This window comes from Formosa sediminum, from assembly GCF_007197735.1.
Lineage (GTDB): Bacteria > Bacteroidota > Bacteroidia > Flavobacteriales > Flavobacteriaceae > Formosa > Formosa sediminum.
Window position 1 is genome coordinate 383,923 of the sequence record NZ_CP041637.1, and the last position, 23,394, is coordinate 407,316.

Annotated in this window: 19 protein-coding genes and 1 tRNA gene; 9 read left to right on the forward strand and 11 right to left on the reverse strand. The window is 32.6% G+C overall.

Annotation, left to right across the window (positions count from 1 at the left end; genetic code table 11):
- Positions 1-368: 368 nt before the first annotated feature.
- Positions 369-1,391 carry an adenosine deaminase gene (locus tag FNB79_RS01810; RefSeq protein WP_143379670.1) on the forward strand — a complete coding sequence of 341 codons (1,023 nt, stop codon included), beginning with the start codon at positions 369-371 and terminating at the stop codon, positions 1,389-1,391.
- Positions 1,392-1,487: 96 nt separating this feature from the next.
- Here FNB79_RS01810 and FNB79_RS01815 read toward each other — a convergent pair whose 3' ends face one another.
- The 4 genes from FNB79_RS01815 to FNB79_RS01830 form a co-directional block, all read right to left on the reverse strand.
- Positions 1,488-2,546, reverse strand: a complete 1,059-nt coding sequence (locus tag FNB79_RS01815) for an HAD family hydrolase (RefSeq protein WP_143379671.1) — start codon at positions 2,544-2,546, stop codon at positions 1,488-1,490.
- Positions 2,547-2,701: 155 nt separating this feature from the next.
- A tRNA-Met gene (locus FNB79_RS01820) sits at positions 2,702-2,774 on the reverse strand.
- 249 nt (positions 2,775-3,023) lie between these two features.
- Positions 3,024-3,833, reverse strand: a complete 810-nt coding sequence (locus FNB79_RS01825) for a leucine-rich repeat domain-containing protein (protein WP_143379672.1) — start codon at positions 3,831-3,833, stop codon at positions 3,024-3,026.
- Between the two features lie 89 nt (positions 3,834-3,922).
- Positions 3,923-5,830 carry an ABC-F family ATP-binding cassette domain-containing protein gene (locus FNB79_RS01830; RefSeq protein WP_143379673.1) on the reverse strand — a complete coding sequence of 636 codons (1,908 nt, stop codon included), beginning with the start codon at positions 5,828-5,830 and terminating at the stop codon, positions 3,923-3,925.
- An 86-nt stretch (positions 5,831-5,916) separates the two neighbouring features.
- Here FNB79_RS01830 and FNB79_RS01835 point away from each other — a divergent pair, with 86 nt between their 5' ends.
- Positions 5,917-6,309: a DUF983 domain-containing protein gene (locus tag FNB79_RS01835; RefSeq protein ID WP_143379674.1), complete on the forward strand. Its 393-nt coding sequence runs from the start codon at positions 5,917-5,919 to the stop codon at positions 6,307-6,309.
- Positions 6,310-6,312: 3 nt separating this feature from the next.
- On the opposite strand, the gene FNB79_RS01840 is transcribed toward FNB79_RS01835, so the two are convergent.
- The 7 genes from FNB79_RS01840 to topA form a co-directional block, all read right to left on the reverse strand.
- Complete coding sequence (locus FNB79_RS01840; RefSeq protein ID WP_143379675.1) at positions 6,313-7,356, reverse strand: NAD(P)/FAD-dependent oxidoreductase; 1,044 nt, start codon at positions 7,354-7,356, stop codon at positions 6,313-6,315.
- Positions 7,357-7,440: 84 nt separating this feature from the next.
- The gene (gene porN / locus FNB79_RS01845) at positions 7,441-8,334 is read right to left on the reverse strand and encodes a type IX secretion system ring subunit PorN/GldN (protein WP_143379676.1); all 894 of its coding nucleotides are present in this window, start codon (positions 8,332-8,334) and stop codon (positions 7,441-7,443) included.
- 63 nt (positions 8,335-8,397) lie between these two features.
- A complete protein-coding gene (porM, locus tag FNB79_RS01850) occupies positions 8,398-9,960 on the reverse strand; it encodes a type IX secretion system motor protein PorM/GldM (protein WP_143379677.1) in 1,563 nt (520 codons plus the stop codon).
- A 55-nt stretch (positions 9,961-10,015) separates the two neighbouring features.
- Positions 10,016-10,669: a type IX secretion system motor protein PorL/GldL gene (gene porL / locus FNB79_RS01855; protein WP_143379678.1), complete on the reverse strand. Its 654-nt coding sequence runs from the start codon at positions 10,667-10,669 to the stop codon at positions 10,016-10,018.
- 81 nt (positions 10,670-10,750) lie between these two features.
- Positions 10,751-12,112, reverse strand: a complete 1,362-nt coding sequence (gene porK / locus FNB79_RS01860) for a type IX secretion system lipoprotein PorK/GldK (protein WP_449404175.1) — start codon at positions 12,110-12,112, stop codon at positions 10,751-10,753.
- A gap of 163 nt (positions 12,113-12,275) precedes the next feature.
- Complete coding sequence (locus FNB79_RS01865) at positions 12,276-13,445, reverse strand: formimidoylglutamase (RefSeq protein ID WP_143379680.1); 1,170 nt, start codon at positions 13,443-13,445, stop codon at positions 12,276-12,278.
- A gap of 3 nt (positions 13,446-13,448) precedes the next feature.
- On the reverse strand, positions 13,449-15,959 hold the full coding sequence (gene topA, locus FNB79_RS01870; protein WP_143379681.1) for a type I DNA topoisomerase: 2,511 nt from the start codon (positions 15,957-15,959) through the stop codon (positions 13,449-13,451).
- Positions 15,960-16,549: 590 nt separating this feature from the next.
- On the opposite strand from topA, the gene miaB reads away from it, so the two are divergent.
- The 7 genes from miaB to groL all read left to right on the forward strand — a co-directional run bounded on the left by miaB (position 16,550) and on the right by groL (position 23,389).
- Entirely contained in the window at positions 16,550-17,992 is a 1,443-nt protein-coding gene (miaB, locus tag FNB79_RS01875; RefSeq protein ID WP_143379682.1) for a tRNA (N6-isopentenyl adenosine(37)-C2)-methylthiotransferase MiaB, read from the forward strand.
- Between the two features lie 41 nt (positions 17,993-18,033).
- Positions 18,034-19,302, forward strand: coding sequence for a sigma 54-interacting transcriptional regulator (locus tag FNB79_RS01880; RefSeq protein ID WP_143379683.1), 1,269 nt, complete (start codon positions 18,034-18,036; stop codon positions 19,300-19,302).
- A gap of 3 nt (positions 19,303-19,305) precedes the next feature.
- Positions 19,306-19,812 carry an LptE family protein gene (locus FNB79_RS01885; protein ID WP_143379684.1) on the forward strand — a complete coding sequence of 169 codons (507 nt, stop codon included), beginning with the start codon at positions 19,306-19,308 and terminating at the stop codon, positions 19,810-19,812.
- 2 nt (positions 19,813-19,814) lie between these two features.
- Positions 19,815-20,888 carry a hypothetical protein gene (locus FNB79_RS01890; RefSeq protein ID WP_143379685.1) on the forward strand — a complete coding sequence of 358 codons (1,074 nt, stop codon included), beginning with the start codon at positions 19,815-19,817 and terminating at the stop codon, positions 20,886-20,888.
- Positions 20,888-21,241, forward strand: a complete 354-nt coding sequence (secG, locus tag FNB79_RS01895) for a preprotein translocase subunit SecG (RefSeq protein WP_143379686.1) — start codon at positions 20,888-20,890, stop codon at positions 21,239-21,241. The genes FNB79_RS01890 and secG overlap by 1 nt, the downstream gene beginning before the upstream one ends.
- Before the next feature lie 151 nt (positions 21,242-21,392).
- Positions 21,393-21,671 carry a co-chaperone GroES gene (locus FNB79_RS01900; RefSeq protein WP_143379687.1) on the forward strand — a complete coding sequence of 93 codons (279 nt, stop codon included), beginning with the start codon at positions 21,393-21,395 and terminating at the stop codon, positions 21,669-21,671.
- An 89-nt stretch (positions 21,672-21,760) separates the two neighbouring features.
- Positions 21,761-23,389, forward strand: a complete 1,629-nt coding sequence (gene groL / locus FNB79_RS01905) for a chaperonin GroEL (protein WP_143379688.1) — start codon at positions 21,761-21,763, stop codon at positions 23,387-23,389.
- The last annotated feature ends 5 nt before the right edge of the window (positions 23,390-23,394 follow it).

Consider the following 23,394-nt stretch of genomic DNA (forward strand, 5'->3'; position numbering starts at 1 on the left):
ACATTGACTCGTAATAAATAAACCCATTCTCACGCACTATTAACACATCATTTAGGCAAAACTCACTTAATTATCTATATAAACTTAGTGTTAGACTTTTAAAAAACGAGTGCATACTTTAATTTATTAATACAGTAATTATAATTTATAAATCTAGAAACACCTTTTTTATGCTATACCTGTTACAAAACGCCTACATTTTTTACCTCTAAGTCCTTAATAACTTGTTATAATAAGTTAACAGGCCATTATAAAAATTTAGAACATAACTGCTTATCAGTTTCCATTTTCTAAAATTTAAAATTAGCATAGAAAATAAGCCTATTATAACTACAAATCGTATATTAAACTCAGAAATAATATATCCTATGAAATTATCTGAATTAAAAAACATCATACAAGGTATACCTAAAACAGAACTTCATTTACACCTAGAAGGAAGTTTTGAGCCAGAATTAATGTTTGAAATAGCTAAAAGAAACAATATTCCTTTAGATTACGAATCCGTTAATGCTTTAAAAAAGGCTTACAAGTTTAATAATCTTCAAGAGTTTTTAGACATTTACTATTTAGGTGCAAAAGTGTTAATTTACGAACAAGATTTCTTTGATTTAACTTGGGCTTATCTTACCAAGGTACATAGCCAAAATGTGGTTCATGTAGAAGTCTTTTTCGATCCCCAAACACATACAGAACGAGGTGTACCCTTTAATGTTGTTATTAACGGAATTAAAAAAGCACTTGAAAAAGGTAAAGAAGAATTAAACATATCTTACAAGCTTATCATGTCTTATTTACGTCATTTAAGTGAAGACGATGCGTTTAAGACATTAGAAGAAGCTCTTCCTTTTAAACATTGGATTGATGGTGTTGGGTTAGATTCTTCTGAAGTTGGCAATCCGCCTAGTAAATTTATTAATGTTTTTGAAGCCTCTGCAAAACAAGGTTTCAAATTAGTTGCTCACGCCGGAGAAGAAGGTCCCGTTGAGTACATCTGGGAAGCTTTGGACCTCCTGAAAATTGACAGGATAGATCATGGTAACCGCTGCTTAGATGATGATAAATTGGTTCAAAAATTAATTCAAGACAAGACAGCTTTAACCTTATGCCCATTGAGTAATTTAGAACTTAAAGTGATTCAAAATATGGAAGATCACAATATTGTTGAAATTCTTGATCGAGGTATTGTGGCGACAATAAACTCTGATGATCCTGCTTATTTTGGTGGTTATATGAATGAGAATTATTATGAAACAGCTAAAGCTTTAAAACTTAATACAACACATTTAAAGCAGTTGGCCATTAATGGTTTTGAAGCTAGTTGGCTCCCTCTTGAAGATAAAGAGAAACATATTTTAAAAGTTGAACAGTATTTTAGCTCAATCCAATAAAAAAAATTACAAAAAAATAGTCGGGCTTTCGCCCGACTATAAATTTAACACTCTAAAATTAACCATAAGTTTAAAGCAATTTATGGTTTAAATGTTCTATTTTTTCTCAAAAGGATATATTACATTCCAATCGTCTTTCATACTTACTATGGTCCATTTTTTTTCATTAGCTTCATCTAATGCTTTATCAAATTTACCAATATGAGATGTTCTATCATAAGCCCATTCTCTTATGGAATCTGTATGATGTACGTATAATTTCATTGTTTTAAAAGTATTAGCATCTGCCCAGCGTAACATTTGCAAATCACCATCTGAGTTACCTGCTGCGAATACTGGCTTTCTACCAATGTATCTGTTAATACCAACAGGTTTTCCTTCTTTATCATCGTTTAAATCAAGTTTAGCTAGTCTTTTTATAAATGGTTTACCATCATTATAGTCGTATTCTGTTTGTACGCTACTGCCTACCACTTGATCTTTAGGTATGTTATACACTTCTTCTGTCCATGGTCTCATAAATTCTATACCACCTCCAGAAACAATAAATGTCTTAAAATCGTTAGCTCTCAAGTAGTCTAACAATTCTAACATAGGTTGATAAACTAACTCTTTAAATTTTTTCTTTTTAATTGGGTGTTCCGCTGTTGCAATCCATTCTGACACTAAAGCTTCAAACTCATCTGTGGTTGTATCTGCATGAGTAGTCATAATAATAGTTACTAACCCTTTTTCTCCTTGAGCCATTAAAGCTTCCATATCGTTTTCTAATACAGCCTTAAATGGTTGCTTATTTTTCCATTCTGGATGATCGGCAGACATTGCTTTAATTCTAGAAAGGGCAAAAAACAATTGAAAATACATAGGTTGTTCTGACCATAGTGTACCATCGTTATCAAAGGTTGCAATTCGATCAAAAACAGGAATAAAATTTGCACTTGTACTATCTGTTACATCTTCTACATAAGCTATTATAGAGTGTTTAACATCACCTTCATTCCATGATGGCAACGGATCTGCCATAACTGTTTCTGTAACTTCTTTAGGCTCTACTGTAGTACTTGTAGACGATTCTTGTTTACAGGACCACAGACTAATAAGTAACACGCTAGAGAGTATTAAACACCGTGTTTTACTTTGGATTATTTTAATCATTTTTAAATTGGTTTATTGTTTATTGATTGTATTTACAAGGTACAAAAGTAAAAATGATTTTTAAATCAAATCTGAGATATAATTTTGTTATGATTTAGAGTGAATATCTATAACAAAAAAGGCTTCACATTTCTGTGAAGCCTTGCTAAACTTAGTAGCGGGAACTGGACTCGAACCAGTGACCTTCGGGTTATGAGCCCGACGAGCTACCTACTGCTCTATCCCGCGATATTAAACAAAACAATTATTTTTAGCTTTTAACTTTCAGCACATAACCACTGACCTAATTGTTTCGGACTGCAAATATACGACACTTTATTGATATTGCAAGAGTTTTTTGTAAAAAAATTACAAATACTTTTTAAAAACCTAATTTACTGACTGTTACAGATAAAAAAAATAAACATGTTATATGTTATAACAAACCGAATAAGTAGATGTAAAGTATATTAAACCTATAACACGTTACCTATGTTTTTAGTAATCTGTAATTACAGACCCAGATTCAATTGCTAAATAGTCTTTGGGCATATAATCGGTAAAGCTATAATACTCTTTTGTAAAGTTATTTTTCTTTAACATTAAGGTCGTTAACTTTTTTAGCTTATTTAAAGACAAAGGTAAGTATCCTGTAAACTTATTATTAGTTATAATTAGTTCTTCAAGATTAGATAATTCTCCTAGTTCCTCTGGAAGCTCACCTTCAAATAAATTATCGTGTAAACTTAAATGTTCAAGTTTTTTTAATTCACATAATTGAACTGGAAAATATCCTGAAAAATGATTTCTTCCTAATTGAATGATTTCTAAATTTTCAAGTTTTTTAAATGTTGAAGGAATGGGACCTTTAAACTTATTGTGATATAAACTTAAAAACTCTAGCTGATCCAAGTTTCCAATTTCTACAGGAAGAAAACCTACAAACTCGTTCAAAAATAATTCTAAACTTCTAAGATCTCTTAATTCACCTATTGAACGAGGTAAAGTTCCTCCTAATTTATTTGAAGCCAAGTTCAATTCTGTTAAATATTTCAATTCGCTTATACTATCTGGCAATTCGCCTCTTAAATTATTGCTATGTAAATTAATGGAAACTACATGGCCATTTTCAATAGTAACACCATACCATGTTTCTACAGATGCACTTAGATCCCAAGGGATTTTCCAATATTCACCGTCGGTCGCATAATATAAATTAACTAGTGCTTTTTTCTCTGTAAAAGGGATACTTGCAAAAGAGAGGAATGATGAGAAAATACAAATTAATGTAAGTCGAATTGTTTTCATGTTAGTAAAGGTGTTTTGGGGCTATTTAGTAACAATGTTAAAGAAATCCATGTTGAAAGTCAAATTTTTTCGACCAATTACATAAATTGTTAACTTTCAAATTCATCTAATTCTTCCTGCACCATTTCCCATTCAGACATTAGTTTACTTAATTTCTTTTTTTTGATATTGTAGGTTTCAAAGAAGTCTGGTTTCGCTGCTAATTCATCATAATTTATAGCTAATTCTGAGTCTAATTTTTTAATTTCTTTTTCTAATTCGTTTATCTGAGATTCAATTTTACTTAATCTATTATTAAGTGATTTTAATTTTTTTTGATCTTCGTAAGAATTGGTTTTCTCTTTAGGCTTATCTTTAATAACATTACGTTTTTCTACTTCTCTTAAGTTTTCAACGTTTCGTTCTTCTAAATAAAAATCGATATCCCCTAAATATTCTTTTATTTTATGGTCTTTAAATTCAATAACTTTATCGGTTAAATTTTGAAGAAAATCTCGATCGTGGGAGACTAAAAGTAGCGTACCTTCAAAACGTTTTAAGGCTTCCTTTAATACATTTTTAGATTTAATATCGAGGTGATTAGTAGGCTCATCCATAACCAACACATTAAATGGTTGTAGCATTAATTTAGCAAGGGCTAAGCGGTTACGTTCACCTCCAGAAAGTACACGTACATATTTATCGGCTTCTTCTCCTCTAAACAAAAACGACCCTAAAATATCTCTTACCTTACTTCTATTTTTTTCATTTGCAGCATCAATCATGGTATCTAAAACCGTTTTATTACCATCTAAATATTCGGCTTGGTTTTGAGCGAAATACCCAATTTGTACATTATGACCTAACTTTAAATGTCCACCATGTTTTAATTCTCCTACGATGATTTTAGCTAAAGTAGATTTTCCCTGTCCATTTTGACCAACAAATGCTATTTTGCTATCGCGTTCTACATGTAAACTTACACCCTGAAGCACTTTTTTATCGCCATATTCTTTTACAATATTGTTAGCTTCTACAACCACTTTCCCTGGTGTAACAGATACCGGAAAATTTAATGTCATTACACTATTATCATCTTCATCTACCTCTATACGATCAATCTTATCTAATTTTTTAATTAGTGATTGCGCCATGGTAGCTTTAGAAGCTTTTGCACGGAATTTTTCGATTAATTTTTCTGTTTGCTCAATTTGTTTTTGCTGATTTTTTTGAGATGCAATTTGCTGATCTCTAATCTCTTGTCGCAATACCAAAAATTTAGAATACGGCTTAGGGTAATCGTAAATTCTACCTAAAGATATTTCAATAGTACGGTTAGTAACATTATCTAAAAACATTTTATCGTGAGACACAATAGCTACTGCTCCTGGATAATTTTTAAGAAATCCTTCTAACCATATTATAGATTCAATATCTAAGTGGTTAGTGGGCTCATCGAGTAATAAGATATCATTATTTTGAAGTAATAATTTAGCTAATTCTATTCGCATTCGCCAGCCTCCGGAAAACGTATCTGTTAATTTTTCAAAATCTTCACGCTGAAATCCTAATCCTTGTAAAATACGTTCTGTATTCCCTTGGTAATTATAACCCCCAATAATTTCATATTGGTGTTGTAGATCGTTTAAATCGACCATGAGTTGGTGGTAGGATTCACTTTCATAATCTGTACGAGTTACAAACTGTTCGTTTATATACTCCATTTTAGCTTCAAGATCTTTAATCTCTGTGAAAGCTTGGTAGGCTTCTTCTAACACAGTACGTCCTAAAACAAAATCTATATCTTGTCTTAAAAACCCTATTTTTAAATCTTTATCTGCAGAAATTTGTCCAGAGTCTGGCTCTAAATCTTTAGATATAATTTTCAGCATGGTCGATTTACCTGCACCGTTTTTTCCTATTAAGCCCACGCGATCGCCTTGACTTAATTTAAAGGTTATTTCTTCAAATAAATATTCACCCTGAAATGAAATAGAGAGGTTATGTATATTAAGCATAGAATTGTTACAAATGTTACCAAACTATAAGCGATTAAATCTTAAGTTTGTATTATAAATTAGATTGTAAAAATACATTAAATAAAATGTTTACAAAAGGATCCAAAATATATAGTATGATAACTGGTGTTTGTCCAAAATGTCATCAAGAATCTATGTATGTTAGTAAAAATCCATATAAATTAGGAGACGTATTAAAAATGCATGAACAATGTTCTCATTGCCATACTAAATATAAAATAGAACCTTCTTTCTTTTATGGTGCTATGTATGTTAGTTATGCAGTTGGTATTGCTTTTGCTGTTGCTGCCTTTATAATTAGTTATTTATTTATTGGTACAGATTTAGTGACCTCCTTTATAGCTATAGTATTTACTTTAATTGTTTTTACACCTATTATTATGCGTTTATCCCGTAATATATGGATAAATATGTTTATGAGCTTTGATAAGAGCTTACTAAATAAAACAAAAAATTAAGATTTAATAAAAGCGTGTTATATTAATATCTGGATCTAAATTCCCGCCATGTTCTATAACGTTATATAGTTGTTTAGCTACGTATGGCCCAATTAGCACACCGCGAGTTCCTAGACCGTTTAAAACATACATATGCTTGTGTTCTAAGTGTTCTCCCACAATAGGACGTCTATCTTTTACTGTTGGTCTTACGCCTGCCAAATGTTTAACCACAGTAAAATCGCATTTTAAAAAACTCTTTAATTTATCTAATAATTCTGTTTTTCCAGCTTCGGTAGTTTCATCAGTCTTATCTGTCCATTGGTAAGTTGCTCCAACTTTATACAAATCGTCTCCTAAAGGAATTAAAAACACACTAGTTTTTAGAATACAAGACATTTTTAAATCTGGTGCATGGATTACTAATAATTCTCCTTTTGCTCCTACCATAGGTAGTATATTAAAAAATGGATTCTTTTTAATACCAAAACCTTCGGCAAAAACAATATGTTTTGCTTTTACTGTATTATAAATAAACCCTGAATTTTCAATTTTAAGTGTATTATATTGAAAATCACTTGTGTCTAGCTCCTCCTGTTTTTGTAAATAAATTTTATAAGCAGAAATTAATTGCGCGGTATCTATCCGACCGGAATCAAAAACTTCGCCGTAACCAAATTTTGCATCAATCGCAGCAGTGGTATTTTTTATTAATTTGGTAGATATAAACTCTCCTACATTAGGTTTATCTGAAGCAGCAAACCAATCGTTTTGTTCTTCTGAAGATAGAAAACGGCGATATACAGAGGTTTTATAGTCTAATTTTACGCCCAATTTATCTTCTAAAGTCTGATAAAATGGTAAAGCTATTGCTAATTGTTCTTTTGCTTTCCATACTGACGTAAAACGTTTTAAAACCACAGGATTATAAACTCCTCCTGCGACTGTAGACGAATTTTGTGAATGATTATCAAAAACTAAAACAGAGCCATTATTTCGCTTAATTTCTTCTATAAAAGATATCCCTGCTAACCCGCAACCCACAATTATGTAATCTACTTCTTTCATACACCAAAGATACGTGGATTAAATTCTGAGCAAAAAAAAAGCTCGTAAATTACGAGCCTTTTTTAAAAGTTTATATAAATGGTATTAATAAGACCACATATCAAGTTCAAAATTTCTAATACTTTCTTTAATTCTATCAGATTCTAATAACTGCATTAAAGCATTATCTGCTATGTACTCTGTAACTTCTCTGTCTCCAAATACGTTTTCCTCTTTAAAAATATATCCATTAAAGCGTCTAGAATTAAGAATATGATCAAAAGAAAACGGCACTGCACTATTATTATCATTAAAAGCCTTAGCTTCGTGTAACACTTGTCTTGCATCTGGATAAAAAATCCAAAATAAAGGAATTAACTCTTTATTATTTGGGTCGTTAAGAAAGTTAACATCCGGTGCAACTGGTGCTATACCCAGTAAACGATATTTTAATTCAGACTGACGCTTATCAAAATACCATAAACCTTTAATCCAATATTCAGCAACATCGTAAGACGAAATTTGTTGTTTATTAATATATTGCTCATCTACAACCCCTTCTGCGTTATATTGTTCGTACCCCATATCAGTAGTATCTACTAAGACTAAAGCATCTTGAATATCTCCTAATGTTCTCTTTGTTGTAAAGTAAGAATCATCATAAATATTTTCGATTTCGCCTTGTTTAATAGCTTTGATTAGAACATCATAAAGAGAGCGTCTGTTACTTCCAATATTATTAGTATCTACAGGATAATATAATGGGAAGTTTACACGCTCATCTAACACAACTTTTTCCCAAACCATTTTAGAGAATAATAGGTCACGATCGTCAACATAACCATATTCTAACGGTTTATCATTATCTAATGATTTTTGAGCATCAGTTCTTAAACCGATTTCTTCTGGGCTTTTTGCATTTAATATATTTGCTTGCGCAAAAGAAGCTGAAGCTATAAATATGCTACACAGGGTTAATAAAAAACTTTTATAATTCATTATTTAAAATTTTAAAATGTTGTGCTAATTTTTTCTTTTTGAGATATTCTAAACAATATAATTTTAGTTAGAAAGCTCTATTAAAATTGGAGATACTTTTTTCAATTTATAAGATGAATTACCATTGATTTGAGCAGAGATATCAAAAATTGTTACAGCCTCTCCTCGTTTAGCTTTACGTAATGCAGCTTCTGCTCTACTATTAAGCTTAGTTCCTCCAACTGTAATTGTAGGTTGTCCAGGTATTTTAATTTTAAAAGATGTTACTTTTAAAGGTAAGTCGAAATCAAAATCATCTAATTTTGCTCCAATAGTAGCAGATGCTAAACTATTACGCTGCATAGACACATTTCCAGACTCTCCACGAATAGTTCCTGTTGGGCTTGGAATATCCTTAATTCTAAATGTAGCTTTATCAGACACTTTGTTTCCATCAGGTAAAACTCCGCTTACGTTAATAGTAACTTCTCTTCCAGAACCTGGATTCATTATATATTTACCATTACCAGAACCTTTCTTTAAACCAGGCGCGCTTGCATTTACTTTGTTATCTGCAATACCTGCAAAAGTAATAGTCATTGGGTTTGCAACACCACGATATACTACATTCATCTTATCTGCAGAGATTGTTGCTGCATTTGGCTTAGAAATAGTAGCAAAAGTAGATTTTACAGGCACTTCTACAGACTCTCCATCTTGTAAAAATGTTAATTTACCTTCAATAACATGTTCTCCAGCACTTCCTGTACCAAAGTTTAATTTTACTTTACCATCTTCTACAGTATATTGCTCTTCAGTTAATGGTCTTCCGTCTAGAGTTAATTCAACTTTATTTGGTTTTGTAGAACCATCTTTACGACCTAATACAATGTTACCATCAAAAGTTTCTCCATTAAAGTATGCAGATTTAGACGTTTCTAATAAAGTTGTATAGTTAGTCATAGAAGCTTCAGCTGCTAAAGACCCTGCTAACATATTATTTAAAACTTCTGAATTTGTTGTTTTAAGATCTGATTGTAATTGAGTAATCTTTGTTAAAGAAGCAACTAAAGGATATCCTTTATAATTGTATTCTAACCAATCTACTTCAATACCATCTCTATTTTCTACTGGAGATGTACTAAATTTCTTTTTAACATCTGCTGCCATGGGAGCTAATTTAGGATCTGATTCTAAAACAGCAACAGTCCCATCTCTAAATTTAGCGATTTGATTTAAGAATTCTTCACCTTCTGGCTTATAGTTATCGCCTTGAAAAAAGTGATTATCTAAGAAATCTCCTTTATCCATAGTTTCATAATCCGTAGCATCATCTAGGTCTGCTGTCATTTTTGTTTTTAAACCTTCTAGATACGAATTAAAGTCTTTACCTAACTCTTCAATTTTATCTGCCTTTTGTTTAAGGGGTTTAAATTTTTCCGGGTTTTCGTCTGCTTTCACAGCTAAATTAGCTAATAAAGCTTGATTACGAGCTGTTGCTAATTGGTTTGATTCAACCAATTTTTCGTTCATTAATCCAAATGCTGAAAGCACCTCTTTTGACATATTCAATGCTAACATCGCAATGAAAATTAAATACATCAAGTTAATCATTTTCTGCCTTGCAGATAAATTTCCTCCTGCCATTTCTAATTAGTTTTTTAAGTTAATAATGTATAGAACTTTAGATTCTAATTAGTATTTATTTTTTTACCATAGCAGAAAGCATTCCACCGTAAACACCGTTTAAAGATGATAAGTTAGATGCTAAAGATTGCATTTGATCTTTTAATTTTTGTGCATTTTCTACAGACTCTTTATTAATAGTTGCTTGACGAGAAACACTCTCTAATTGCACTTTATAAAGGCTGTTTAAAGATTCCATTTGAGATGCAGCGATAGACATTTCTTCACCATATTTTTTTGTAGAAGCAATAGAGTCTATTGTAGGATTAATCCCTTTTGCAGCACCTTCAAAGTTTTTAATACTAGTTCCTAAACTAGCCATTAAGTTTGCATCAATTTTAGCTTCTTTTAATAAGTTATCTAATTTTTTAGATAATAATCCTTCAGCATCTTTAGGTTCTTCTGCTTTACCTTTTACAGTTGCTTTAGGAGTTCCGCCTGCTAATTCAGGATAAACTTTAGACCAGTCTAATTCTTCTTCTACTGGTTCAAATGCAGATAATGCGAAAATAACCGCTTCTGCTACAAGACCAATAGTTAACATTAAGTTACCTGTTATAGGTCCAAATTCAATATGTGTAATCTTAAATAATGCTCCAATGATTACTACTGACGCTCCAAGACCATAGGCCATGTTCATCATTCTTTTTCCTGCTTTAGATTTTGCCATAATTTCTAATTTTTGTTTTTTTTTAAGGTTTTTACCTTAAAAGGTTGATTAATAATGATTAATTTAGGTTAAGTTAAATAATTATCTTCCTGAGTTACCTGTAATATCTGTTCCCATGTAATCTTGAACAGTTCTAAATCCAATGTAACTTCTTGCTGAATCAGCGTATTCGTAATCTCTTGAGCTAACTTGTAAAAAGTAAGCGACATCTTTCCAAGACCCCCCACGTACAACTTTACGTTGGTTAGAATTGTCGTTAACAATAGGGTTAATAGAAGATGAATATTCGTAAGATGCTGGGTCGTAAGATGAGTACACCCATTCTGCAACATTACCAGCCATATTATATAAATTATAATCATTAGGCTCGTAAGATTTAGCTTCTACTGTATATAAAGCTTGATCTGCTGCATAATCCCCTCTTAAAGGCTTAAAGTTTGCTAAGAAACATCCTCTGTCGTCTTTAGCATATGGTCCTCCCCAAGGAAAAGTTGCAGCTTGCAATCCACCACGAGCAGCATATTCCCACTCTGCTTCAGAAGGTAATCTAAAAGAGTTTACGTATTGTCTTTTTTTGTCTTTTTGGTATGCATTTTTATACAATGTTCTCCATTGGCAGAATGCATTGGCTTGTTTCCAGCTTACACCTACCACTGGGTATTCACCATAAGCATCATGCCAGAAATAATCATTATGCATTGGCTCATTATATGAGTAAGAAAAATCTCTTATCCAAGCTGTAGTATCTGGATACACCATTACTTCTTCTTGCACAATAACATCACTACGTTTAAGGTTTTTATTTTTCGCAGCTTTTTGAATATCTAGATAGGTATATTGAAATTTAAATTTATTAACATCCCAAGTACGTTGTCCGTTGTAAGATTCTTCTAAAGGAATGTGCATAGAGTCCATAACTTCTGTATAAAGCTCGTCTGGATATTCTGCTTGATCATAAATTAAATCTACGCGTTTATTCAATTTTCTCCCTTCGTTTCCTGTAGGCCCTAAACCACTATAATTGTCTAACATATACTTTTCATAGACAGTCATACTAGCGGTATCTGCATCTGTGTAAGCAAATTCTCCAATCCCACCATCTTCAGGAGTTTTTCCAACTTCATCTGCTAAATTGGCCAAACGTGTTCTGATTATAGAATCGCGAACCCAATTTACAAATTGTCTGTACTCTCCATTAGTAATTTCAGTTTCATCCATATAGAATGCACGAACTGTTACTGTTTTAGAAGGCGCATCTTGAATTCCTGCTAAATCATCATCGGCTTTACCCATAATAAATGATCCACCTGGAACTAAAGTCATTCCGTAAGGTTTTTCTGGATGCCACCTTTTTCCTTGAACTCCAACAAGTTCACCTCTGTCTCCAGAGCCACAACTCATTATTACTGTTAATACAACTGTTAATAATACTAATTTTTTCATATCCATAGAAAACTTGAGGTTATAATTGATACCTAAATTTTAGACTGTAAACATATTTATATATTTTTTAAAAAACAATTTTTTTGAGGAAAAATTAAACATTTCGTCGTAAAAAAGTGCATTTTATCGATAGGCAGTACGTTTCGTCTATTATTTTAGTCATTTAAACGCAATTTTTTTGATAAGCTTTGAACCAACGTTGAGGAATTTTGTTATTACAAGCATCTAAATAATCTTGATGCATACACGGTAATAACGTATGTCTTTTCAATTTATTATTAATTTCATTTAAAAAGGGGATCTCAATCCACCAGCGTCCAGTCTTGATGCTTTTGTAAAAATTGAGTTCTTGGGAGTCGACTAAGGTAATAAATTTTTGGTATATATGTTCATCTTTAAAGTCAGTATCTTCTACTCTATTATTAACGCCTTCAATAAAATACCAAATCATTTGAGAAATTAAAATACAAGTAATTTCATCGTCCTTAGAAGGTTTATATTCAAAAATACCGAGTGTACTTACTTTATTACTAATACCCGCATATCTAGTTATAGCGCATATTTCTTTACCGTCTAAACCATTTGGAGAAACTTTTTGATTTAAACTCACTTCTGAAGCTTTTATAGATCCTAAATCTACTGAGACAATATTTGCATCACGCATTACAGGTTCTACTAGCGTAATATCATTAGAGACTTGCCCCAATCTATAGGCTTCAAAATATAATGTTTCCATTAAATCTATCTGTTCCTGAGAATTAAAGTAAGTTTGATAGCCAATAGTTGCATAGTTAAATAAGTTATAGGGCTCTTCTAAGATAATTTTACCTACAAAACTATCGTTTTTAATAGGCTGTGTTAAATCTCCTAAATCAAAATTACGATCTACATTTACAAGGTTAACCATTGGAATAATCTTATCGAATGCACGATACATAGGGTATGTAAGATCTTGACTTCCGCCTAGTACAACTGGTATAATTTTTAATTTTACCAATTCTGAAACCGTTTCCTTTAAGGCGTAGTATGTGTCTTCTACAGTTTCTCCTTTATATATATCTCCTAAATCAGCTAATTTTGTACTCCAACTTCCTGGAAATAACTTATAGAAGGCATTGCGGATTTCGTTTAAATTAAAATCTTCTCCTATATAATTAACATCATTTCTATTTTCTAGAACCCCTAATAATACGATTTCTACACCTTCTAAATCAGGAATACCATGTTCTTTTGTATGTATTTTTATTTTTTTACCAATAGTTTGTGGCGATAACACCTCTGTATATGCAACAACAGCATCGGGTACTGGAGCCAAAAAATTAAGGTCGGCCATGAATTATTTCTTTTTTGCAGTGGTTGTCTTTTTCTTAGCTGTCGCTTTCTTTTTAGCTGCAGTTTTACGCTTTGGAGTTTTAGCTTCTATCATCGCCTTTGCTTCGTCTAATGTTATCTTTGTTGCATCAACAGTTTTGTCTAATTCAACCTTTACTTTTCCTTTTATAACATTATGCCTTCCCCAACGGGCTTTTTCTACACGAATACCTTCTTCTTCCCAGTTATGAACAACTTTATCAATTTCTTTCTGGATTTTTTCTTTTATTAACGTCACTATATCATCATCAGATAAATTATCCCAATCATATTTTTTGTTTACGTTAATAAACATATTGTTCCATTTAATAAAGGGTCCAAAACGTCCTTTTCCTTTTTGTACAGGTAAACCATCATACATATATATAGGTGCATCTGCTTTTTGTTTTTCTTTAATTAAAACAATAGCATCATCTAACTCTACACTTAAAGCATCGACACCTTTTGGTAAAGACACATAGGCATCTCCAAATTTAATATATGGTCCAAAACGACCATTATTTACAACCACAGGTTCCCCTTCATAAGTTCCTAAATCTTTAGGTAACTTAAATAAATCCAAGGCCTCTTCGAAAGTTATAGTATTTAATTGTTGGTCTGGCGACAAACTTGCAAATATTTTATCGTCTTCTTCGGCTGCGCCTATTTGAGCCATTGGTCCAAATTTACCTAAACGCACACTAACTTGGCGCCCAGTTTTAGGGTCTGTTCCTAAAATACGTTCTCCAGATTCGCGGTCTGCATTTTCTTGAACATCTTTTACATGAGGATGAAATTTAACATAGAATTCTTTCATCATCTCTGTCCAATTCTCTTTTCCTTCTGCTATATCATCAAAGTCTTCTTCAACTTTTGCTGTAAAATTGTAATCTAAAATACTTTCAAAATGATTTACTAAAAAGTCGGTTACAATCATTCCGATATCTGTTGGGACTAACTTCCCTTTATCTGAACCTACCTTTTCTGTAAGTAGCTTGTCTTTAACAGCACCTTCTTTTAGCGTAAGTTGTGTGTATTCACGCTCGACACCTTCTACAGTACCTTTTTCTACATAATTTCTATTTTGGATTGTAGAAATTGTTGGCGCATAAGTAGACGGACGACCAATACCTAATTCTTCAAGTTTCTTAACTAAAGAAGCTTCTGTATATCTATAAGGTGGTCGTGTATAACGTTCTGTAGCAGTAATATATTCGTTAAGAAGCGTTTCGTTAACTTTCATAGCAGGTAACATTCCTTCTTGTTCAGAATCTTCATCGTCTGTACCTTCTAAGTATACTTTTAAAAAGCCATCGAAAGTTATAACTTCCCCGTTTGCAGAAAATAATTCTTTATGTGTAGAAGCCGATATTTTAACATTGGTACGTTCTAATTGCGCTTCACTCATTTGCGAAGCTATGGCACGTTTCCAAATTAGCTCGTATAAACGGGCTTGATCTCTATCTATATCTACGGTGTGTAATGCAAAATCTGTTGGACGTATTGCTTCGTGAGCTTCTTGTGCTCCTTTTGCTTTACCTTTATAATTACGCTCTTTAGCATATTTTTTTCCGTAAGCATTTTCAATTTCTGCTTTAGCTCCTTTTCGTGCTTCGTCAGATAAGTTTACACTATCGGTTCTCATATAAGTAATTAAACCGGCTTCGTATAAACGTTGTGCCATAGTCATGGTTTTACTTACCGAAAAATACAGTTTTCTCGCTGCTTCTTGCTGTAGTGTTGATGTTGTAAATGGTGCAGCGGGCGATTTTTTAGCTGGCTTTTTTTCTAAATCTGAAACTTTAAAATCTGCATTAGCATTTTGTTCTAAAAATTTAAATGCGTCGGCTTTTGAGGCAAATGTTTTTGGTAATTTAGCTTTAAAGGTTTGCCCCTCTTCATTAGAGAATTCTGCATCTATACGGTAAGATGCCTCGGCTTTAAACTCTTGTATTTCGCGTTCACGCTCTACAATTAATCTTACAGACACAGATTGTACACGTCCGGCAGATAATCCGCCTTTTACCTTTCGCCATAACACTGGAGATAATTCGTATCCTACAATTCTATCTAAAACACGTCGAGCTTGTTGGGCATCTACCAAATGGTAATCTATACCACGCGGATTTTCAATTGCTTTTTGTATAGCCGATTTAGTAATTTCATGAAAAACAATACGTTTTGTTTTAGCTTTATCTAATTTTAAAGTCTCTGCCAAATGCCATGCTATAGCTTCTCCTTCGCGATCCTCATCACTTGCTAGCCAAACCATTTCGGCTTTCTTAGACAAATCTCTTAGCTTTTTAACAACTGATTTCTTATCGGAAGACACCTCGTATTTCGGACTAAAATCACCTTCTACATCTACACCTAATTCTTTAGAAGGCAAATCGGCAATATGACCAAAACTAGACTCTACTTTATAATCTTTACCTAAAAATTTTTCGATCGTTTTCGCCTTTGCAGGGGACTCCACTATTACTAAATTCTTCGCCATTTTTATTTTTTTGGTAGTACAAATGTATATCAAAAAAGCAACATCATCCTAATTTTAAAAGCATTCAGTACGATGAAAGGTTAAAAACTTCGATTTTCAACCTATAATTTTTCAATTTAATTATTAATTTTTTACGAAAAACACTAAGTTTTCCTATAAAACGGTTTCGCCTTTTAAATTTTTAAAGCCAAATGCTTCTTTATAAATTATATACAATAATAAGTATGTACGCAATATAATTTTTAAAGGTCTTATAAAATATAACACCTGTATTAATTGACCTTACATTATAACATACTACTGTACATTCATAATTAATGCTTTTTCAATGTATTTATACAAACATTATACACTCATTCTAACAAATAATCTTTTGTTTACATAATAAGAGAGACATTTATATCAATACCCAAACCTAATTCACTACCATATATGCTTAACTTAGCACACATTGTAAAATACTTTATAAAACTAACGGTTGTATATTTTAACAAAAAATTACTAGAAAATTAAACTGACACTTTGTCACAAACATAATTTTAATTGTATCTTTGCAAACTTATAGACTGATAATTATTTTCAGGAGACTTATGGAGAAGACTATTGACGAAAGTAAACAAGGAGAAACTCTTGTTCTAGAACAAAAAACAGAAAATACACGTAAACTATTTATAGAAAGCTACGGTTGTTCTATGAATTTTAGTGATAGTGAAATTGTAGCCTCAATTTTACATAAACAAGGATACAATACCACACAAAATTTAGAAGATGCAGATTTAGTATTAGTAAACACTTGCTCTATTAGAGATAAAGCAGAGTTAACAGTACGCAAACGTCTTGAAAAATATAATGCCGTAAAACGTATTAACCCAAAAATGAAGGTTGGCGTTTTAGGCTGTATGGCTGAACGTCTTAAAAGTAAATTTTTAGAAGAAGAAAAAATTGTAGACCTTGTTGTTGGTCCAGATGCATATAAAGATTTACCCAACTTACTTGCCGAAGTAGAAGATGGTCGCGATGCTATAAATGTTATTCTATCTAAAGAAGAAACTTATGGCGATATTGCTCCTGTAAGATTAAATAGTAATGGCGTTACAGCTTTTGTATCTATTACTAGAGGTTGCGATAATATGTGTACATTTTGTGTTGTACCATTTACTCGCGGAAGAGAACGTAGCCGTGAGCCACAAAGTATACTTGAAGAAATTAATGATTTATGGAATCGAGGCTATAAAGAAATTACGCTTCTAGGACAAAACGTAGACAGTTACTTATGGTACGGAGGCGGACTAAAAAAAGATTTTGATAAGGCAACAGACATGCAAAAAGCTACTGCTGTTAATTTTGCCAAACTATTAGAATTGTGTGCTAAAGAACAACCTAAAATGCGCATTCGCTTTTCAACATCAAACCCTCAAGATTTAACCCTTGATGTTGTTGAAACCATGGCTAAATACAAAAACATTTGTAAACACATACATTTACCCGTGCAAAGTGGTAGTAATCGCATTCTTAAAGAGATGAACCGTTTACATACACGTGAAGAGTATTTTGAGTTAATCGATAATATTCGTCGTATTTTACCTGAGTGTTCTATAAGCCAAGATATGATTACCGGTTTCCCTACAGAAACTGAACAAGACCACCAAGATACGCTTAGCCTTATGGAATATGTAAAATATAATTTTGGGTATATGTTTTATTATTCTGAACGTCCTGGAACTTTGGCTGAACGTAAAATGGAAGACGACATTCCTTTAGAAGTTAAAAAGAAACGTCTAGACGATGTTGTACAACTACAACGCAAGCATAGCGAATACAGAACAAAAGCTTACTTAAACACAGAAGTAGAAGTTCTTATAGAAAGAGAATCAAAAAAATCTGACCAGCATTGGTCGGGAAGAACATCTCAAAATATAGTAGCAGTATTTCCTAAAGCCAATTTTAAAGTTGGAGATTTTGTAACAGTTAAAATTAACGATTGTACAAGTGCAACCCTTATAGGAGAAGGCGTTGCATTATCTAATTTATAAATCAAGGTAAACCAACATACTAAAACTAAACACAATTTTATATGGAATCAGTACAAGCCATAAAACAACGTTTCGGGATAATTGGTAATAACCAAAAACTTAATCGTGCTATTGAAAAAGCAATTCAAGTAGCGCCTACAGATATTTCTGTGTTAGTAACAGGAGAAAGTGGAGTTGGTAAAGAAAGTATTCCTAAAATTATTCACCAACTATCGCATAGAAAACACGGTAAATATATCGCTGTAAACTGTGGTGCAATCCCTGAAGGCACTATAGACAGTGAACTTTTTGGTCACGAAAAAGGAGCTTTTACAGGTGCAACACAAACCCGATCTGGATATTTTGAGGTTGCAGATGGCGGAACCATCTTTTTAGATGAAGTAGGAGAATTACCATTAACCACACAAGTACGTTTATTACGTATTTTAGAAAATGGAGAATTTTTAAAAGTAGGTTCTAGTCAGGTTCAAAAAACAAATGTCCGCATAGTCGCCGCTACAAACGTAAATATGTTTGAAGCCATAAAAAAAGGAAAATTTAGAGAAGATTTATACTACCGTTTAAGCACTGTAGAAATACAACTTCCACCCTTACGAGAACGCCAAGAAGACATCCATTTATTATTCAGAAAATTTGCTAGCGATTTTGCTTTAAAATACAAAATGCCAACAATAAAACTAACTGACGACGCCACTTTAGAACTTCTAAAATTTAGATGGAATGGTAATATTCGTCAGCTAAGAAACGTAGCCGAGCAAATCTCAGTTTTAGAAGGAAACCGTACAATAAACGCACAAACTATTCGCGGGTATTTGCCTAATTCAGCAACAAATCTGCCCGCTGTAATTTCTAACACAAAATCAGAATCTGATTTTAGTAGTGAACGCGAAATTCTTTATAAGGTTTTATTTGATATGAAAGCAGATTTAAACGACCTTAAAAAGTTAACTGCAGAATTAATGAAACATGGTAACGATAAAGATGTGCAGAAAAATAACGAAAGCCTTATTCAAAAAATTTATGGAGATGAATCTGATGCCGAATACGATGAAACGGAAGATGATTTAGAAATTTTATCTATTCCAGAACCCGTTCCAACAACTTTGGTAGATCCTGCAATTAATTCGCTAGACAAATATCATTTTGCAGAAGAAATTCAGGAAGAAGAAACACTCTCATTACAAGATAAAGAGTTAGAACTCATAAAAAAATCACTAGAACGCCACCAAGGAAAACGTAAATTAGCAGCTGCAGAACTTGGGATTAGCGAACGCACTTTATACAGAAAAATAAAACAGTACGACTTATAAACCATGACATTTAAACACTACATCATACTTATATTTACAGCGGTTACCTTAACCGCTTGCGGAGCGTATTCGTTTACTGGGGCTAAAGTAAATGCAAATACTAAAACATTTCAGGTTAATTTTTTTCAAAATAATGCCTCATTAGTAGAACCCGGAATAGATTTAGATTTCACCAATGCCTTAACAGATTTACTTATTAACCAAACCAATTTAGAAAATGTAAACTCTAACGGAGACTTGGTTTATGAAGGTGAAATTGTTGAATACAGAATTTCGCCAACTACAGCAACAGCCGATGACACTGCTGCACAAAACCGCTTAACTATTTCTATAAATGTTCGTTTTTACAACAAACAAGATGAAGAGTCTGAATTTGAGAAACGCTTTTCGTTCTTCTATGATTACGACGGTACCTCACAACTCGTTGGCTCATTAAAAACAACAGCAATAGAAGCTATTTTTGATCAAATTACACAAGATATTTTTAATGCGTCTTTAGCGCAGTGGTAACCATGACAAGTACAGATTTTTCACACATATTACAACACCCTGAAGCTTTAATACCAGAACAAACAGGACTTTTAAAAAGTATTATAGAAGAATTTCCATACTTTCAACCCGCTCGTGCGCTTTACTTAAAAGGTTTAAAAGTAAATGAGAGTTTTAAATATAATCAGGAATTAAAAGTTACAGCAGCCTATACTACAGACCGAAGTATTCTATTTGATTTTATTACTTCTGAAGCGTTCGTTCAAAATGAGATTTCTCAATTTATAAAACAAAATACGTTACATTTAAAAAACATAGATGTAGACGCTATAAATATCTCTAACAATAATGTAACAGAATACAGCACGTTTGAGGCTGAAAAATCTCAACCTAAAATCTCGCCTGCCAAACTTGTTCATTTTTCAGAAGATTATTCTAAAGCATTAAAGGTCCCTTCTGATTCTGAAGCTATATCAGAAGAAAAAGAAGAAGAAAAAGACCTCGCAGCAACTCAAATTGAAGATCAAAATTCTCTTACAAATCAGGATTCAGAAAAATCCATAAATGCCCCAGAAACAGTTTTAGAAATTGGCAAGCCTTTAGATTTTAATAATTCAGAAACCCATTCTTTTAATGAGTGGTTAAAACTCACTTCTTATAAGCCTGTAAATCGTGACACAGATCCTATAAAACAATCTATTAAAGCGGAAGGTAAAAAAGAGGACACAAAAGAAGTTCCCTCTAAACCTGAAGCACCTCACCATATTACACCTGAAACTGAAACAAAAGCAGATAATGGTCCAACACCTGAACAAGCTAAAAAATTTGCTTTGATAGATAAATTTATATCTACAAATCCTAAAATTGATCCTAAAAAATCATCTGGTGTATCTCACAACTTGGCCGAGTCGCATATGCTACAACCGGAATCACTAATGACAGAAACATTAGCAAGAATTTATGTTGAGCAAAAAAATTATAAAAAGGCCATACAATCTTATAACATATTAAGTTTGAAATATCCAGAAAAAAGTGGTTTCTTTGCAGACCGAATTAAAGCAATAAAACAAATACAAGAACAAAATAAGAAAAACTAATGAGTACGTTTACAATATTTTTATTCCTAATCGTTGTAGTAGCATTTTTATTAATCGTGGTAATCATGGTACAAAACCCTAAAGGAGGCGGATTGTCTTCTTCTCTTGGTGGAGGTAGTTCTCAACAAATTGGTGGCGTTAAAAAGACTACAGACTTTTTAGATAAAAGTACATGGACTTTAGCTGGTTTAATGTTAGTTTTAATTTTATTATCTAACGTTGCTATAAACAGAGGTTCTGGTACTTTAGAGTCTAAAGCTTTAGACACTGAAAATACCGCTCAACCATTAAACACACCTGCAGCAGCACCATTAAATACACCTGCTACACCTAGTGAAGAAACTCCAGAGTAAACGTCATATTATTATATATACAACATAAAAAATGCCAACTTTTACAGTTGGCATTTTTTGTTGCTGAAAGTTTGTCAGTCTTATAGACTTGGCACAATTTTCGAAATATACACAAACATAAAAATTAATCTATTTTAAAAATTATAATAACATGAGTAAAGTAAACATCACACCACTTGCAGACCGCGTTCTGGTTGAACCACTTCCTGCAGAAACTCAAACAGCATCAGGATTATTTATTCCAGATTCTGCTCAAGAAAAACAACATAAAGGAATTGTTGTTGCTATTGGTACGGGTAAAAAAGATGAACCACTTACTGTTAAAATTGGAGACAAAGTTCTTTATGGTAAGTACTCTGGTTCTGAATTAAAATTAGAAGGAAAAGAATATTTAATGATGCGTGAAGACGACATCATGGCAATTATCTAATCCCTACTTGCAAAAACAAGATTCTAAAAAAAGTTTAACTAAAATTAAATGCGTAAGTATCGTTTTACTTACAGTAAAAATTAACAAAAATGGCAAAAGATATAAAATTTGATATTGAAGCACGCGACGGATTAAAACGCGGTGTAGACGCTTTAGCAAATGCAGTAAAAGTAACTCTAGGACCAAAAGGTCGTAATGTAATTATCGGACGTTCTTTCGGGGCACCAGTAGTAACCAAAGATGGTGTTTCTGTAGCTAAAGAAATCGAATTAGAAGACGCGCTTGAAAACATGGGTGCACAAATGGTAAAAGAAGTTGCTTCTAAAACTAACGACTTAGCAGGAGACGGTACTACTACCGCTACTGTTTTAGCTCAAGCTATAGTTAAAGAAGGTCTTAAAAATGTTGCTGCAGGTGCAAATCCTATGGATTTAAAACGTGGTATCGATAAAGCTGTTGAAGCTATCGTTGCAGACCTTGCAAAACAAACAGAAACTGTTGGAGATTCTTCAGATAAAATTAAACAAGTAGCTGCAATTTCTGCTAACAACGACGATGTTATTGGAGATTTAATTGCTCTTGCATTTGGAAAAGTTGGTAAAGAAGGTGTAATTACTGTAGAAGAAGCTAAAGGAACAGACACCTACGTAGATGTTGTAGAAGGTATGCAGTTTGACAGAGGTTACTTATCGCCTTACTTTGTTACTGATAGCGAAAAAATGATTACTGATTTAGATAATCCTTACATCTTACTTTACGATAAAAAAGTATCTACAATGAAGGATTTATTACCAGTACTTGAGCCTGTAGCACAATCAGGTAAACCGTTATTAATTATTGCTGAAGATGTAGACGGTGAAGCCCTTGCTACTTTAGTTGTAAATAAATTACGTGGATCTTTAAAAATTGCTGCTGTTAAAGCTCCAGGATTTGGAGACAGACGTAAAGCCATGTTAGAAGATATCGCAATCTTAACTGGTGGTACTGTAATTTCTGAAGAAAGAGGATTTACTTTAGAAAATGCTACTATTGATATGTTAGGAACTGCAGAGCGTGTAACTATTGATAAAGACAACACAACTGTTGTTAACGGTTCTGGAGATAAAGACATGATTAAAAACCGTGTTAACCAAATTAAATCTCAAATTGAATCTACTACAAGTGATTACGATAAAGAAAAACTTCAAGAACGTCTTGCTAAATTAGCAGGTGGAGTTGCGGTACTTTATGTTGGTGCAGCGAGTGAAGTAGAAATGAAAGAGAAAAAAGATCGTGTAGATGATGCATTACATGCAACTAGAGCTGCTGTAGAAGAAGGTATTGTTGCTGGTGGAGGTGTTGCTTTAGTAAGAGCTAAAGCTGTACTTGAAGCTATTACAACTGCTAATTTAGATGAAACTACTGGTATTCAAATTGTAGCTCGCGCTATCGAGGCTCCTTTGAGAACAATTGTTGAAAATGCAGGCGGAGAAGGAAGCGTTGTTGTTTCTAAAGTACTAGAAGGTGAAGGTAATTTTGGTTACGATGCTAAAACTGAACAATATGTTGATATGCTTTCTTCAGGAATTATAGACCCTAAAAAAGTAACTCGTATTGCTTTAGAAAATGCAGCTTCTGTATCAGGAATGATTTTAACTACAGAATGTGCTTTAATTGACATTAAAGAAGATGCTCCAGCTATGCCTCCAATGGGTGGTGGTATGCCAGGAATGATGTAATTATA

Excerpts from the sequence above, each read along its gene's own strand:
- groL (WP_143379688.1), top strand. The coding sequence starts at position 21,761 with ATGGCAAAAGATATAAAATTTGATATTGAAGCACGCGACGGATTAAAA.
- FNB79_RS01880 (WP_143379683.1), top strand. The coding sequence starts at position 18,034 with ATGGAATCAGTACAAGCCATAAAACAACGTTTCGGGATAATTGGTAAT.
- FNB79_RS01830 (WP_143379673.1), bottom strand. The coding sequence starts at position 5,830 with ATGCTTAATATACATAACCTCTCTATTTCATTTCAGGGTGAATATTTA.
- FNB79_RS01810 (WP_143379670.1), top strand. The coding sequence starts at position 369 with ATGAAATTATCTGAATTAAAAAACATCATACAAGGTATACCTAAAACA.
- miaB (WP_143379682.1), top strand. The coding sequence starts at position 16,550 with ATGGAGAAGACTATTGACGAAAGTAAACAAGGAGAAACTCTTGTTCTA.
- secG (WP_143379686.1), top strand. The coding sequence starts at position 20,888 with ATGAGTACGTTTACAATATTTTTATTCCTAATCGTTGTAGTAGCATTT.
- FNB79_RS01900 (WP_143379687.1), top strand. The coding sequence starts at position 21,393 with ATGAGTAAAGTAAACATCACACCACTTGCAGACCGCGTTCTGGTTGAA.
- porK (WP_449404175.1), bottom strand. The coding sequence starts at position 12,112 with ATGAAAAAATTAGTATTATTAACAGTTGTATTAACAGTAATAATGAGT.
- FNB79_RS01885 (WP_143379684.1), top strand. The coding sequence starts at position 19,306 with ATGACATTTAAACACTACATCATACTTATATTTACAGCGGTTACCTTA.
- FNB79_RS01835 (WP_143379674.1), top strand. The coding sequence starts at position 5,917 with ATGTTTACAAAAGGATCCAAAATATATAGTATGATAACTGGTGTTTGT.
- FNB79_RS01865 (WP_143379680.1), bottom strand. The coding sequence starts at position 13,445 with ATGGCCGACCTTAATTTTTTGGCTCCAGTACCCGATGCTGTTGTTGCA.
- FNB79_RS01840 (WP_143379675.1), bottom strand. The coding sequence starts at position 7,356 with ATGAAAGAAGTAGATTACATAATTGTGGGTTGCGGGTTAGCAGGGATA.
- FNB79_RS01890 (WP_143379685.1), top strand. The coding sequence starts at position 19,815 with ATGACAAGTACAGATTTTTCACACATATTACAACACCCTGAAGCTTTA.
- porL (WP_143379678.1), bottom strand. The coding sequence starts at position 10,669 with ATGGCAAAATCTAAAGCAGGAAAAAGAATGATGAACATGGCCTATGGT.
- FNB79_RS01815 (WP_143379671.1), bottom strand. The coding sequence starts at position 2,546 with ATGATTAAAATAATCCAAAGTAAAACACGGTGTTTAATACTCTCTAGC.
- topA (WP_143379681.1), bottom strand. The coding sequence starts at position 15,959 with ATGGCGAAGAATTTAGTAATAGTGGAGTCCCCTGCAAAGGCGAAAACG.
- porN (WP_143379676.1), bottom strand. The coding sequence starts at position 8,334 with ATGAATTATAAAAGTTTTTTATTAACCCTGTGTAGCATATTTATAGCT.
- porM (WP_143379677.1), bottom strand. The coding sequence starts at position 9,960 with ATGGCAGGAGGAAATTTATCTGCAAGGCAGAAAATGATTAACTTGATG.
- FNB79_RS01825 (WP_143379672.1), bottom strand. The coding sequence starts at position 3,833 with ATGAAAACAATTCGACTTACATTAATTTGTATTTTCTCATCATTCCTC.